The organism is Microbacterium oryzae (genome assembly GCF_030406385.1).
GTDB classification, from domain to species: Bacteria; Actinomycetota; Actinomycetes; order Actinomycetales; family Microbacteriaceae; genus Microbacterium; species Microbacterium oryzae_A.
In genome coordinates, this window is sequence record NZ_JAUEPM010000002.1 from 310,302 (window position 1) to 322,735 (window position 12,434).

At 71.3% G+C, this 12,434-nt stretch carries 11 protein-coding genes; 2 read left to right on the forward strand and 9 right to left on the reverse strand.

Annotated features, from left to right (window positions below):
* The first annotated feature begins 32 nt into the window (after positions 1–32).
* Both QWJ90_RS05450 and QWJ90_RS05455 read left to right on the forward strand, forming a co-directional pair.
* Complete coding sequence (locus QWJ90_RS05450; RefSeq protein ID WP_290106673.1) at positions 33–1,247, forward strand: MFS transporter; 1,215 nt, start codon at positions 33–35, stop codon at positions 1,245–1,247.
* 74 nt (positions 1,248–1,321) lie between these two features.
* Entirely contained in the window at positions 1,322–2,257 is a 936-nt protein-coding gene (locus tag QWJ90_RS05455) for an aldose 1-epimerase family protein (RefSeq protein ID WP_290106674.1), read from the forward strand.
* 66 nt (positions 2,258–2,323) lie between these two features.
* Here the strand turns inward: QWJ90_RS05455 and QWJ90_RS05460 are convergent, their stop codons facing one another.
* From QWJ90_RS05460 to QWJ90_RS05500, 9 genes are all read right to left on the reverse strand, one after another.
* A complete protein-coding gene (locus QWJ90_RS05460; protein WP_290106675.1) occupies positions 2,324–2,473 on the reverse strand; it encodes a hypothetical protein in 150 nt (49 codons plus the stop codon).
* 506 nt (positions 2,474–2,979) lie between these two features.
* Entirely contained in the window at positions 2,980–4,152 is a 1,173-nt protein-coding gene (locus QWJ90_RS05465) for a thiolase family protein (protein ID WP_290106676.1), read from the reverse strand.
* A gap of 28 nt (positions 4,153–4,180) precedes the next feature.
* Positions 4,181–5,362, reverse strand: coding sequence for a bifunctional 2-methylcitrate synthase/citrate synthase (locus QWJ90_RS05470; RefSeq protein WP_290106677.1), 1,182 nt, complete (start codon positions 5,360–5,362; stop codon positions 4,181–4,183).
* A 2-nt stretch (positions 5,363–5,364) separates the two neighbouring features.
* On the reverse strand, positions 5,365–6,267 hold the full coding sequence (gene prpB, locus QWJ90_RS05475) for a methylisocitrate lyase (protein WP_290106678.1): 903 nt from the start codon (positions 6,265–6,267) through the stop codon (positions 5,365–5,367).
* A 517-nt stretch (positions 6,268–6,784) separates the two neighbouring features.
* Positions 6,785–8,311, reverse strand: a complete 1,527-nt coding sequence (locus tag QWJ90_RS05480; protein WP_290106679.1) for an MmgE/PrpD family protein — start codon at positions 8,309–8,311, stop codon at positions 6,785–6,787.
* Positions 8,312–8,361: 50 nt separating this feature from the next.
* Positions 8,362–9,120, reverse strand: a complete 759-nt coding sequence (locus tag QWJ90_RS05485; RefSeq protein ID WP_290106680.1) for an SDR family NAD(P)-dependent oxidoreductase — start codon at positions 9,118–9,120, stop codon at positions 8,362–8,364.
* Between the two features lie 77 nt (positions 9,121–9,197).
* The gene (locus tag QWJ90_RS05490) at positions 9,198–10,118 is read right to left on the reverse strand and encodes a carbohydrate ABC transporter permease (RefSeq protein ID WP_290106681.1); all 921 of its coding nucleotides are present in this window, start codon (positions 10,116–10,118) and stop codon (positions 9,198–9,200) included.
* Positions 10,115–11,008: a carbohydrate ABC transporter permease gene (locus tag QWJ90_RS05495; RefSeq protein WP_290106682.1), complete on the reverse strand. Its 894-nt coding sequence runs from the start codon at positions 11,006–11,008 to the stop codon at positions 10,115–10,117. The genes QWJ90_RS05490 and QWJ90_RS05495 overlap by 4 nt, the downstream gene beginning before the upstream one ends.
* Positions 11,005–12,402, reverse strand: coding sequence for an ABC transporter substrate-binding protein (locus tag QWJ90_RS05500; protein WP_290106683.1), 1,398 nt, complete (start codon positions 12,400–12,402; stop codon positions 11,005–11,007). Before QWJ90_RS05500 ends, QWJ90_RS05495 begins: the two co-directional genes overlap by 4 nt.
* Between the last annotated feature and the right edge of the window lie 32 nt (positions 12,403–12,434).

Below are 12,434 nucleotides of genomic sequence, written 5' to 3' on the forward strand. Positions count from 1 at the left end.
TCCTCGACCCTGTCCCCGACGCCAAGGCTCCCGTGACCCCCGCCATCCGACAGCGCCGCAATGCGCTCTTCGTCATGTTCCTCCTGCCCGGCCTCGGCGTCTCGTCGTGGGTGACGCGGACGCCGGACGTGCAGACGCTGCTGAGCGCGCGGATCGACCAGATGGGGTTCATCCTCTTCGGACTCTCGGTCGGCTCGATGATCGGGATCCTCTCGTCCGGCCCGCTCGTCGCGCGTCTCGGCACGCGGCCGGTCATCGCCGTCGGGACGCTCGCCAGTGCGGTCGGCGTCGCGGTGGTGGGGCTCGGCGCCGCGCTCGGCATGGCTCAGGTCGTGGCCATGGGGCTCGCCCTGTTCGGCTTCGGGATGGGCTCCGGGGAGGTCGGTCTGAATGTCGAGGGTGCGGAGGTCGAGCAGGCGCTGGGCCGCTCGGTCATGCCGCTCATGCACGGCTTCTTCAGCCTCGGGACGGTGGTGGGCGCGATCGCGGGAATGCTGCTGACGGCGGCGGCCTTCCCGGTGGGGACGCACCTCGCTGTCGTCGGCGGGATCATCATCGCGGCACTGGCCCTGGCCATCCGGAACGTGCCGGCCGGCGTCGGGCGCCGCGCCGTCGTGAGCGATCGCGCGCAGAAGGCGCCGCGGGCGGAGGAGGTCGCGCCGACACCGGTGTGGAAGGACCCGAACCTGCTGCTCGTGGGCGGGATCATCCTCGCGCTCGCGATGGCCGAGGGGACCGCCAACGACTGGCTGCCGCTCGTCATGGTGGAGGGGCACGGCTTCGACGCCGCCCTCGGGTCGGCCGTCTACGCGATCTTCGCCGCGTCGATGACCCTCGGACGCTTCGTCGGCGGCTGGTTCGTCGACCGGTTCGGCCGCGCCGCCGTGCTCGCGGCGAGCTCCCTCCTCGGTGCGCTCGGCCTGGCCGTCGTGATCTTCATCGACAGCCAGATCGCGGCCGCCGCCGCGGTCGTGCTGTGGGGGCTCGGGGCGTCCCTCGGGTTCCCCGTCGCGCTGTCGGCGGCAGGCGACTCCGGCGATGACACCGCCGCACGCGTGTCGTTCGCTGCGACGATCGGCTACATCGCATTCCTCGTCGGGCCGCCCGTGCTCGGGCTCCTCGGCGAGCAGTTCGGGCTGCGATCGGCGCTCATCGTCGTGATGGCGCTGGTGGCGGTGGCGATCTTCCTCGCACCGGGCGCGCGGACCCCGGCTGAGCGCGAGGCGAAGGCGGCGGCGCGGGGCTGACCGCGGTTCGCCCCGGTGCCGCGGTCGCGGGATACTGACGGACGGAGCGCCGTCGGCGCCGAGAGGGAGAGAACATGACGCACACCGCCGACATCTCGGGAACGCAGCACGTGCTGCGAGCCGGCGCATACGAAGCAGCCATCGCCAGCGTGGGCGCCACGCTCCGCCAGCTTCGCCACGAGGGCCGCGACCTCGTCGTGCCGTTCGCCGCCGACGAGGTGCGCCCCGCCTACCGCGGCACGACGCTCGCACCCTGGCCGAACCGCGTGGTGGACGGGCGCTACACGTTCGACGGCGTCGAGTACCAGCTGGCGCTGACGGAGCCGTCGCGCGGGCACGCGCTGCACGGGCTCGTGGCCTGGGCCGGGTTCGCCGTCGTCGACGAGAGCGAGAGCCATGTGACGCTCGCCGCGACGATCGAGCCGCAGGAGGCCTACCCCTGGCGCGTCGCGGTGACGACGACGTTCGCGCTCGACGCGGACAATGGCCTCACTCAGACCGTGTCGGCGACGAACGCGAGTGCGACTCGGGCGCCGTTCGGCACCGGCCCGCACCCGTACCTGGTGGCGGGGGAAGGCGCGGTCGACGACTGGACGCTCGCGCTGCGCGCCGATACCGTGCTCGGCGCGACCGAGGAGCGTCTCATCCCCACCGAGCTCGCGCCCGTCACCGACGACGCTGAGCGCTTCGACTACCGCGAGGCGCGGCAGATCGGCGCGACCGAGATCGACCACGCGTACACCGGCCTCGCGCGCGACCACTCCGGTCTCGCGGCGGCCGAGGTGACGGATGGCCGGGGCCACGGGGTGCGGATGCTCTGGGACGAGCGCTGCCCGTGGGTGCAGGTGCACACCGCCGACCTCCCGCACCGCGGCGCCGGCCATCGCGGGGGGCTCGCCGTCGAGCCGATGACGTGCCCGCCCGACGCCTTCAACTCGGGCACCGACCTCGTGCTGCTCGAGCCGGGCACGACCGCCGAGGTCGCGGCCTGGACCATCGCCGCGATCTGACGCGGGACGCGACGATGCCCCCTCCCGCGGGAGGGGGCATCCAAGTCACTCACGAGGCTGCGCGCCTCAGACGTCGTCGCCCTCAGCCTGCGAGGGGTGCCCCGACTCCTCGGGGTCCGGCTCGACCGTGCTCATGTCGGGGTCGATGCCCTCGGCCTGCGAGGGGTGCGCGGTCTCCGGGTCGGAGGGTCGCTGCTGGTCGTCGGGAGTGCTCATGTCGTACCTCTCTTCGTCGGAAGGTCCCCAGTCTCGCCCGCCGAGCCGGAGTCGGGGAGGCCCTTGACAGCGCGACGCCCCCTCCGACAGTGGAGGGGGCGTCGCAGCGCTTCATCGCGTCGGAGCGGCGGGACTCAGAAGTCCTCGCCCTCGGCCTGCGAGGGGTGGCGCTCGAACCACACCGGGGTGGCGATGAAGTCGAAGGCGTCGGTGTCGTGGTCGGCGATGGAGGTGTTCATGGCGTTCTCCTTGGGGTGATGTGAATCTCGGGAGCGGCGGAACCGCGTTGCATCCAGAATGCGGCGCGAGGGAAGAGTGCGGTGAGGGAGATCCGCGCGAAGATCACGCGTTCTTTCGGGAAACAGCAACGAATCGCGTCTCTTTCGAATGATGAGGGCCCCGGGAATGCGCTCTCCGGCCGATCGAGACTGCGCGCGCGCTCGCGCACGGCGTCTTCGCTCCGAGACCGCGTGCGGGACACGCTGTCTCGGAGCGACGGTGCAGAGTCAGCCGTCACAGCGGCGGAGGAGCGCCGCGATCGCCTGGCCGCCGCCGATGCACAGCGTCACGACCGCGTACTCGAGGTCGCGTCGCTGCAGATCGAGCGCGGCGCGCACGGTGAGGATGGCGCCGGTCGCGCCCACCGGATGTCCGAGCGCGATCGCGCCGCCGTAGGGGTTCGTGCGGGCGGGGTCGAGCCCGCCGTCGCGAACGACGGCGACCGCCTGGGCGGCGAACGCCTCGTTCACCTCGAACAGGTCGACGTCGGAGGGACCGAGCCCCGTGCGATCCCAGAGCCGCTGCAGCGCGATGACGGGCGCGTAGCCCATGAACGCGGGGTCGATCCCCGCGGTCGTGACCGCCTCGATCGTCGCGAGCCCGGCGATTCCGCGAGCGCGGACATCCGATTCGCGCATGAGCACCGTCGCGGCGGCGCCGTCGTTGATGCCCGACGCGTTGCCGGCGGTGACCGTGCCGTCCTCCTGGAAGACCGGGCGCAGGCGGGCGAGGGCGTCGAGCGTCGTGTCCGGGCGCGGATGCTGGTCGACCGTCACGGAAGCGTCCCCGACGATCACCGGCGTGATCTCCTCGGCGAAGGCGGCGCGCGCGGCGTGGGTCGCCGCGCGGCGCTGGCTCTCGAGTGCGAACGCGTCCTGCTCCGCACGCGAGACGCCGTACCGCGCCGCGACGTTCTCGGCGGTCGTCCCCATGTGCCGGCCGCTGAACGGGTCGCTGAGGATGGCGAGGGTCCCGTCCTGCAGGGAGCGGTCGCCGAAGCGCTTGTTGCCGCGCAGATCGTAGGAGAGGAAGGGGGTGCGCGACATGCTCTCGTCGCCGCCCGCGACCACGACGTCGACGTCGCCCCACAGCAGTTCCTGCGCGCCCGACCAGATGGCCTGGACTCCCGAGCCGCAGAGCCGGTTCACGGTGAGCGCGGGCACGTGCGCCCCGAGCCCCGCCGCCAGCGCGACGCGACGCGCGTTGTACGCGTCGGGCCCGTACTGCGCGACGCAGCCCATGACGACCTCGCCGACACCGGCGGAGTCCACGGCGGCCCGAGCGAGCGCCTCGCGCACCGCCACCGCGCCGAGCTCGTGCGCGTCGATGTCGCGGAAGACGCCCGCGAACGAGCCCACGGGCGTGCGAGCGCCCGACACGATCACGATCCGCTCGGCCATCCGAACCTCCTCGTCGCGGCCCGCTTCGTCAGGCCGACTCCTCCGGGCGCTCGGCGATCTCCCGGTCGGTCTCGTCGGGCACGTACCCCTCGACATGGCGCTCGTCCGGGCCGACGTACGCCGACAGCGGCCGGATGAGCGCGTTCGACGCCGCTTGCTCCATGATGTGCGCGGTCCATCCCGTCACTCGCGCCGCGACGAACAGCGGCGTGAAGGTGAGCGTGTCGAAGCCGATGAGGCTGTACGCCGGGCCCGACGGGTAATCGAGGTTCGGGTAGATGCCCTTGCGTCTCACGAACTCGTCCTCGAGCGTCGTGTACAGCTCGAGCACGTCGGGCCGGTCGTAGTGCTCGGCGAGCGTCTCCAGCGCCGTGCGCATGGTCGGCACCCGCGAGTCGCCGCGCTTGTACACGCGGTGCCCGAAGCCCATGATCTTGCGCTTGGCGGTCAGGGCTTCATCGAGCCAGGCGGACACCCGCGAGGCATCGCCGATCTCCTCGAAGATGTCCAGCACCGCCTCGTTCGCGCCGCCGTGCAGCGGCCCCTTCAGCGCGCCGATCGCCGCGGTGACCGCCGAGTAGAGGTCGCTGAGCGTGGAGGTCACCACGCGCGCGGTGAACGTCGACGCGTTGAACGAGTGCTCCGCGTACAGGATCATCGACCGGTTGAAGGCGTCGACGACGACCGGGTCGAACTCCTCGCCGAAGGTCATCCACAGCAGGTTCGCCGCGTAGTCGAGGTCGTCGCGCGGCGCGACGGCCTCGAGGCCGCGCCGCCGCCGCTGGCCGTACGCGACGATGGCAGGGAGAGCGGCGAAGAGACGGATGGCCCGAGCCGCGTTCTCCTCGGGCGTTCCGCCCGCGTCGACCGCGCTCACGCCGCCCAGCTCCCGCGCGCCGAGTGCGCTGACGGCCGTCCGGACCTCGTCCATCGGGTGCCCGGAGGTCGGGAGCAGATCGATGACGGCCTTCACCTCGTCGGCGAGCGCGCGATGACGACGCTCCTCGGCGCGCAGCTCGGTCAGCTCGTCGGTGCTCGGCAGCTCGCCATGCCATAGCAGGTGCGCGACGGCTTCGAACGGCTGCATGGCCGCGAGCTCCTGCACCGGATAGCCGCGGTACAGCAGGCTGTTGCTCTCCGGGTCGACCTTCGAGATCGCCGTCTCGTCGACGACGACCCCCACGAGCCCCTTCCGGATGTCCTCGGTCATGCTCACTCCTTCGTGATCGTGAAGTCGTAGACGCCGGCGTCGAACCGGCTGTACCCCTGGTAGTCGATGAGGTCGTAGAGGTCGGCGCGATGCTGCATGGCGTCGAGCTGCGAGACGAGGTTCCCCTCGTCGGTCAGGGTGTCGAGCGCGCGCTCGGCCGCGCCCATGGCCATCCGCAGCAGCGAGACGGGCCAGATCACCATGCGGACGCCGGCGTCGCGGAGGGCGTCGACCGTGAACAGCTCGCTCTTGCCGAACTCCGTCATGTTCGCCAGCACCGGCACGTCGAGGGCTGCGGCGACGGCCGCGAACTCCGACAGATCGCGCATGGCCTCGGGGAAGATCGCGTCGGCGCCTGCGTCGACGAGCGCCCTCGCACGGTCGATCGCGGCATCGAGCCCGGCGACGGCGCGGATGTCCGTGCGCGCCATGATGAGGAAGTTCTCGTCACGACGCGCGTCGACCGCGGCCCGCACGCGCTTCAACGCGGTGGGCTCGTCGACGACCTCCTTGCCGTCGAGATGTCCGCAGCGCTTCGGGTTGACCTGGTCCTCGACGTGCATGCCGGCGAGGCCCGCGTCCTCGAGCGTCTGCACCGTGCGGGCGACGTTCATCGGCTCGCCGAACCCCGTGTCGGCGTCGACGATGGCCGGCAGCTCGGTCATCCGCGCGATCTGGCCCGCGCGCTGTGCGACCTCGGTGAGCGTCGTCAGGCCGATGTCGGGGAGCCCGAGGTCGGCGGAGAGGACGGCGCCGGAGATGTAGACCCCGTCGAAGCCCTTGCGCTCGATGAGGCGGGCCGACAGCGGATTGAACGCGCCGGGGAAGCGGAGGAGCTCGCCCGATGCGAGCCGCTCGCGGAAGAGGCGACGCTTCTCGTGCGCGGGGGTCGTGGCGTACAGCATCAGCGGCTCCCGGAGGTGTCGGAGGTCATGGGGTTCTCGGACGTCGAGCGAGGGAGCGCCCGCGTTCCCCCTCCGGACGTTGAGCGAGGGAGCGCCAGCGACCGAGACGAAACGCGGTGGGTCGTTGTCGAGGGCGGGTTGCGGCGTTTCGTCTCGCTTGGCTCGCTCAACGTCCGGGGTGGTTGCATCCCCGTCTCGGACGTTGAGCGAGGGAGCGCCAGCGACCGAGACGAAACGCGGTGGGTCGTTGTCGGGGGCGGGTTGCGTCGTTTCGTCTCGCTTCGCTCGCTCAACGTCCGGACGGAGGGTCCGGATTTCGTCTCGCTTCGCTCGCTCAACGTCCGGGGTGGTTGCATCCCCGTCTCGGACGTTGAGCGAGGGAGCGCCAGCGACCGAGACGAAACGCGGTGGGCCGTTGTCGAGGGCGGGTTGCGTCGTCTCGTCTCGCTTCCCTCGCTCAACGCCCGGGGCGGTTGCGTGCCCGTCTCGCTTCGCTCGTTCGACGTCCGAGGCGACATCAGAACAGGCCCTTCGGGAGCGGGGTCGCGTCGAGCACGCCCTGGCGCGCCACGATCGAGAGCTCGCGCACCTCCGTCGCCGTCAGCGTGGGCAGCCGCTCGGCGAGGTCGAGGAAGCGGTCGATCTCCTCCGCCTCCAGCACGGGCTCGGCGAGGAGGCGGAACTTCGCGATGTAGTCCGGCCGGGTGAAGGGGCGCGCCCCGAGCGGGTGCGCGTCGGCGACGGCGATCTCGTCGACGACGGTGGTGCCGTCGGCCAGGGTGATCTCCACCCGGCCGCCGAACGCCTTCTCGTCCGGGTCCTCCGAGTGGTAGCGGCGCGTCCACTCGTCATCCAGCGCGGTGGTGACCTTCTGCCACAGCGCGACGGTGTCCGGGCGCGCGGCACGGTCAGGAGCGTAGGAATGCACGTGGTGCCAGCCGCCGTCCTGCAGCGCGACGGTGAAGATGTACGGGATCGAGTGGTCCAGCGTCTCGCGCGAGGCGGTGGGGTCGTACTTCTGCGGGTCGCCCGACCCCGACCCGATCACGACGTGCGTGTGGTGCGACGTGTGCAGCACGATCGAGCGGACGTTCGCGGGGTCGCGCAGCTCCGGATGCGCAGCTCCCAGTCGGCGCGCGAGGTCGATCCACGCCTGTGCCTGGTATTCCGCGGAGTGCTCCTTCGTGTACGAGTCGAGGATCGCGCGCTTGGGCTCCCCGGGCGCGGGCAGCGGCACCTCGTACCGGCCCTCCGGGCCGTCGAGCAGCCAGGCGATGACGCCGTCTTCGCCCTCGTAGATCGGCGACGGCGACGTCTGCCCCCGCAGCGCACGGTCGACGGCCTCGACCGCCATCTTCCCCGCGAACGCCGGCGCGTGCGCCTTCCACGTCGAGATCTCGCCCTTGCGCGACTGCCGCGTCGCGGTGGTCGTGTGCAGCGCCTGCGCGACGGCCTGGAAGATCACCTCCGGGGCCAGCCCGAGGAGCGTGCCGATGCCGGCCGCGGCGGACGGCCCGAGGTGCGCCACGTGGTCGATCTTGTGCCTGTGCAGGCTGATCGCCCGCACGAGATCCATCTGGATCTCGTACCCGGTCGCGATCCCGCGGACGAGGGCCGCGCCATCCGCCCCGACGTGCTGCGCCACGGCGAGGATTGGCGGGATGTTGTCACCCGGATGCGAGTACTCCGCCGCGAGGAACGTGTCGTGGTAGTCCAGCTCGCGCACCGCCACGCCATTCGCCCACGCCGCCCACTCCGGACTTGTGCGCGTCTCGAGCGGGCACCCGAACACCGTCGCCCCGGCGCCGCCGCGGGAGACGGGGTGGTCCAGCGCCTGCGCGCGCGCGGAGACGACCGGTCCGCGCGTGAGCGACGCCGCCGCCACTGCCGCGTTGTCGATGACCCGGTTGATGACCATGTCCACGACGTCGTGCTCCACCGCGACCGGGTCGGCGGCGACCTCCGCGATCTTCCACGCCAGCTGCGCTTCCCGGGGAAGCGGCTCATCGCTGCGATACGTGCGGACGGGGTGGACGACGGTCATCGCGGGCCTTCCGAAGGGGGATGGGGATCTCGTCAGTGTAGGCACAGCCCTCAGCGCGGCGGCATGCGGATGGCCCCGTCCAGTCGGATGGTCTCGCCGTTGAGCATGGGGTTCGCCACGATGTGCGCGGCGAGCGCCGCGAACTCCTCCGGATGGCCGAGGCGGGCGGGGTGCGGGACAGCCGCCGCGAGCGACGCGCGGACGTCCTCGGGCAGCGTGGCCAGCATCGGAGTCTCGAACGTGCCGGGCGCGATGGTGACGACGCGGATGAGCTTCGAGGCGAGGTCGCGGGCCGCCACCAGGGTCATCCCGACGACGCCCGCCTTCGACGCGGTGTAGGGGATCTGGCCGATCTGACCCTCGAATGCGGCGACCGATGCGGTGAGCACGCAGACGCCGCGCTCGCCGTCCTGCGGGTCGTTCGTCGCCATCCGCGCGGCCGCGAGGCGCAGCACGTTGAACGTGCCGACGAGGTTCACGCGCACGACCTCCTCGAAGGTCTCGAGCGACCCCGCGGAGCCGTCGCGCTCCACGAGACGGACGGGCGAGATCCGGCCCGCGCAGTGCACAACCGCGTGCAGCGGACCGTGCTCCTCCGCGATGTCCAGCGCGCGATCGATGGCGGGGCCATCCGTCACGTCGGCGGGGGCGAACGAGCCGTGGATGTGCCCTGCCGCCACCTCGCCCGGGGCGTGGGGAAGGTCCACGATGACGACGTGCGCGCCCGCGCCCGCCAGCTCGCGGGCGGTGGCGAGGCCGAGCCCCGACGCGCCTCCCGTCACGATCGCCGATCCGCCGGAGACGTCCATCGTCCCTCCCGTCCGCGCCTGCCGGCGCTCTCCTCCCGACGCTACCCGGGCCATCCGACATCGGGAAGGGAGGCGTCTCAGCCCTTCACGCCGCCGGCGACCACCCCCTCGACGATGTGCCGCTGCGCGACGAAGAACAGCACGATCATCGGCAGCGTCGTGATGACGCTGGCGGTCACGAGGATCTCCCAGTGCCACTCGCCGCCGAATCCGAACGCGTCGACGAGGGCCTTGAGTCCGCGGGGGATGGTGAAGGTCGACGCGTCGCGGAGGTAGATGAGCGAGCGCATGAGGTCGGTCCACACCGCCTGCACCTCGAACACCAGCGTCACCGCGATCGCGGGGCGCGACAGCGGCAGGGCGATGCGCCAGAACAGCTGCCACGCGTTGGCGCCGTCGACGCGGGCCGCGTCGAACAGGTCGCGCGGCAGCGCCAGCATGAACTGGCGCAGCAGGAAGATGTAGAACGCGCTGCCGAAGAGGTTGTGCGCCCACATCGGGGTGAGCGTGCCCACCTGCCCGAACGCGTTCCAGATGAGGAACGTGGGGATCATGGTGACCGCACCCGGCAGCATCATCGAGCCCAGGACGAGCGCGAACAGCACGCCGCGGCCGCGGAACCGGTAGTACGAGAAGCCCCACGCCACCATCGCGCTGGAGATGGTCACCGCGCCGGCCGCGAGCACCGTGACGATCGCGGTGTTCAACAGCCAGAGCGCGAGCGGCGCCTCCTGCCAGACCTGGACATAGTTGTCCCACGTGAAGGTCTTGGGGATGAGCCGGTTGTCGAACACCTCCCCGCGCGGCTTGAACGAGGCGCTGATGAGCCACACGAAGGGGTACGCGAACACGACGCCGGCGGCGACGAGCGCGATGCCGATCGCGTAGTGCACGAGCCGACGCCGGGGCGACGTCCGGCGCCGCTTCGACGGGCGGATGGTGGGCGGCTGGGGCGCGGGAGTCGCCGCGGGTGGGACGACCTCCAGGTCGGCGCTCATCGCGACGCCCCCTCGTAGTGCACGAGCCGGCGCGAGACGACCATCTGGATGGCGGTGACGATCATCACGATGAGGAAGAGCAGCCACGCCATCGCCGAGGCGTACCCCATGTGCAGGAACTCGAACGCCTGCTGGAAGAGGTAGATGACGTAGAACAGCGCGGCGTCGTTCGCGTAGGTGGTGTTTCCCGCGCCGAAGAACGCCGTGTAGGCCTCGTCGAAGGTCTGCAGGCCCGCGATCGTGTTCACGACGACGACGAAGAACAGCGCGGGGCTGATCATCGGCAGCGTCACGCTCGTCAGGCGCCGCCAGGATCCCGCGCCGTCGATCTCCGCCGAGTCGTACAGCTCCTCGGGCACGCCGCGGAGAGCGGCGAGCAGGATGAGCACCGACGAGCCCACGGTCCACAGGCTCATGATGACGAGGCCCGGCTTCACCCAGGATCCGTCGGTGGTCCACGAGGGGCCGTCGATGCCGACGACCCCCAGGGCCGCGTTGAAAAGGCCGCTCTGACCGTTGAACAGGAGCAGGAAGAGGATGCCCACGGCGACCGGCGGAGTCATCTTCGGCAGGAAGAAGACGGTCCGGAAGAACCCCGAGGCCCGCCCCGCCCGCTGCAGCAGCACCGCCAGTGCGAGCGACACGAGCACGTACGCCGGCACCTGCACCGCCGTGAAGAACAGGGTGTTGCCGAGCGCGAGCGCCACCTTCGGGTCCGAGAACAGCCTGGCGTAGTTGTCGAAGCCGACGAACGAGGGGTCGTTGATGACGTCGTAGTCCGTCAGCGAGAGGTACCCGCTGTAGAGGATGGGCCAGGCGGTGAAGACGGCGAAGCCGACGATCCAGGGACTGAGGAAGAGGAGGGCCGCGCGCGTGTCGCGCCGCTTCACGACCCCTCCTCGACCGTGGCCCACGCGTCGTCGAGCGCCTGCTGCGCGGTCTCCTGCGCCTGGGCGAGGGCGTCGGCGGCCTCGGCGTCGCCGGAGAGCACGTCGTTGATCGCGTCGTTCATAGCGGCCTCGAACTCCGCATCGGCGGGGTTCGCCGGCAGCGAGAACGTGTGCTCGTTGGCCTCGTACACGGCGGCGATGCCGCTGTCCCAGGGCTCCCCGCCCGAGGTGGTCATGTCGTGGATCTGCTCGTCGGCCTCGGCGTTGCCGGTGAGGATGCCCGTGAACGGCTTGCCCTCCTCCTCGCGCAGGTCGAGGCGCGCCTGAGCCGCGGCGAGCCACGCGTCGAGGGAGGTCATCGCGCGCGCCCATCGGCATGCGGCCTGCGGGTTCTCGGCGCCCGACGGGATGGCCCAGGCCGAGCCCGACGCGTAGGCGATCGGCTCTCCGTCGTGGTCGCGGACGGTGTCGAATTCGAGCGGCGCGTCGGGGGAGACGTCGTTGAGGACGTTCACGTACCACTGCTCCATCGGCATCGCGCCGAGGACGCCGCTGGCGAACTGGTTGCCTTCGCCGAAGAAGTCGGCGGAGTCGCGCAGCGCCTTCACGTCGCCGAAACCGCCCTGCGCGTCGTAGATGCCGACGGCCCATTCCAGCGCCTCCACCGCCGCCGGGTCGTCCAGGTGCGCCTCGCGCCCGTCCTCGCTGAGGAGATCCGCGCCATTCATCCGCGCCCACAGCGGGAAGAACTCCGGCAGCTTGCTGTCCACGCCGATGACGGCGAGCGACCCGCCGTCGCTGCGGGTGAGGGCCTCGTTCGCGGCCGACATCGCGTCCCAGTCCGACCCGTTGACGTCCTCGATGGAGAGCCCCGCGCCATCCAGCAGATCGGCGTTCGCCATGGTCACCTGCACCACGTTGAACTCCGGCACCCCGTAGACCTCGTCGTTCAGGGTCACCTGCGCGAGCGCGGCCGCCACGAACGCGTCGGCGTCGATGCCCTCGCCCTCGTAGCAGCGGTCGAGCGGCAGGATCGCGCCGCGCGCGGCGAGCGACCCGATCTGGTCGCGGTTGGCGTAGATGAGATCGGGCGGATCGCCGGTCGCGGCGGCCGAGAGGAACTGCTGGAGGTCGAGCTCGCCCTCGGTGAGCTTCACCTCGACGCCGTCGCCGAGCTCCTGCTTCGCGAAGTCCATCCGGGTGGTGGCGACCTCGTCGACCCCCGAGAACCCCATGACCGACAGCTCGCCCTCGAGCGTCGTGTCGGAGGAGTACTCGGTGCCGGAGTCGTCGCCGCCGCCGGTGCCGACCGCGCAGCCCGTGAGGGCCAGCAGCGACGCCGCGCCCACGGCGGTCGTGATGGCGAGCGGATGGCGGTGCCCTGGTGTGCGCATGACCTGCTCCTTTCGAGAGGGTCACCGGGAGG

Bases quoted from the DNA above. Each gene is read 5' to 3' on its own strand.
- QWJ90_RS05455 (WP_290106674.1), top strand. From the start codon at position 1,322: ATGACGCACACCGCCGACATCTCGGGAACGCAGCACGTGCTGCGAGCC.
- QWJ90_RS05460 (WP_290106675.1), bottom strand. From the start codon at position 2,473: ATGAGCACTCCCGACGACCAGCAGCGACCCTCCGACCCGGAGACCGCG.
- QWJ90_RS05465 (WP_290106676.1), bottom strand. From the start codon at position 4,152: ATGGCCGAGCGGATCGTGATCGTGTCGGGCGCTCGCACGCCCGTGGGC.
- QWJ90_RS05470 (WP_290106677.1), bottom strand. From the start codon at position 5,362: ATGACCGAGGACATCCGGAAGGGGCTCGTGGGGGTCGTCGTCGACGAG.
- prpB (WP_290106678.1), bottom strand. From the start codon at position 6,267: ATGCTGTACGCCACGACCCCCGCGCACGAGAAGCGTCGCCTCTTCCGC.
- QWJ90_RS05480 (WP_290106679.1), bottom strand. From the start codon at position 8,311: ATGACCGTCGTCCACCCCGTCCGCACGTATCGCAGCGATGAGCCGCTT.
- QWJ90_RS05485 (WP_290106680.1), bottom strand. From the start codon at position 9,120: ATGGACGTCTCCGGCGGATCGGCGATCGTGACGGGAGGCGCGTCGGGG.
- QWJ90_RS05490 (WP_290106681.1), bottom strand. From the start codon at position 10,118: ATGAGCGCCGACCTGGAGGTCGTCCCACCCGCGGCGACTCCCGCGCCC.
- QWJ90_RS05500 (WP_290106683.1), bottom strand. From the start codon at position 12,402: ATGCGCACACCAGGGCACCGCCATCCGCTCGCCATCACGACCGCCGTG.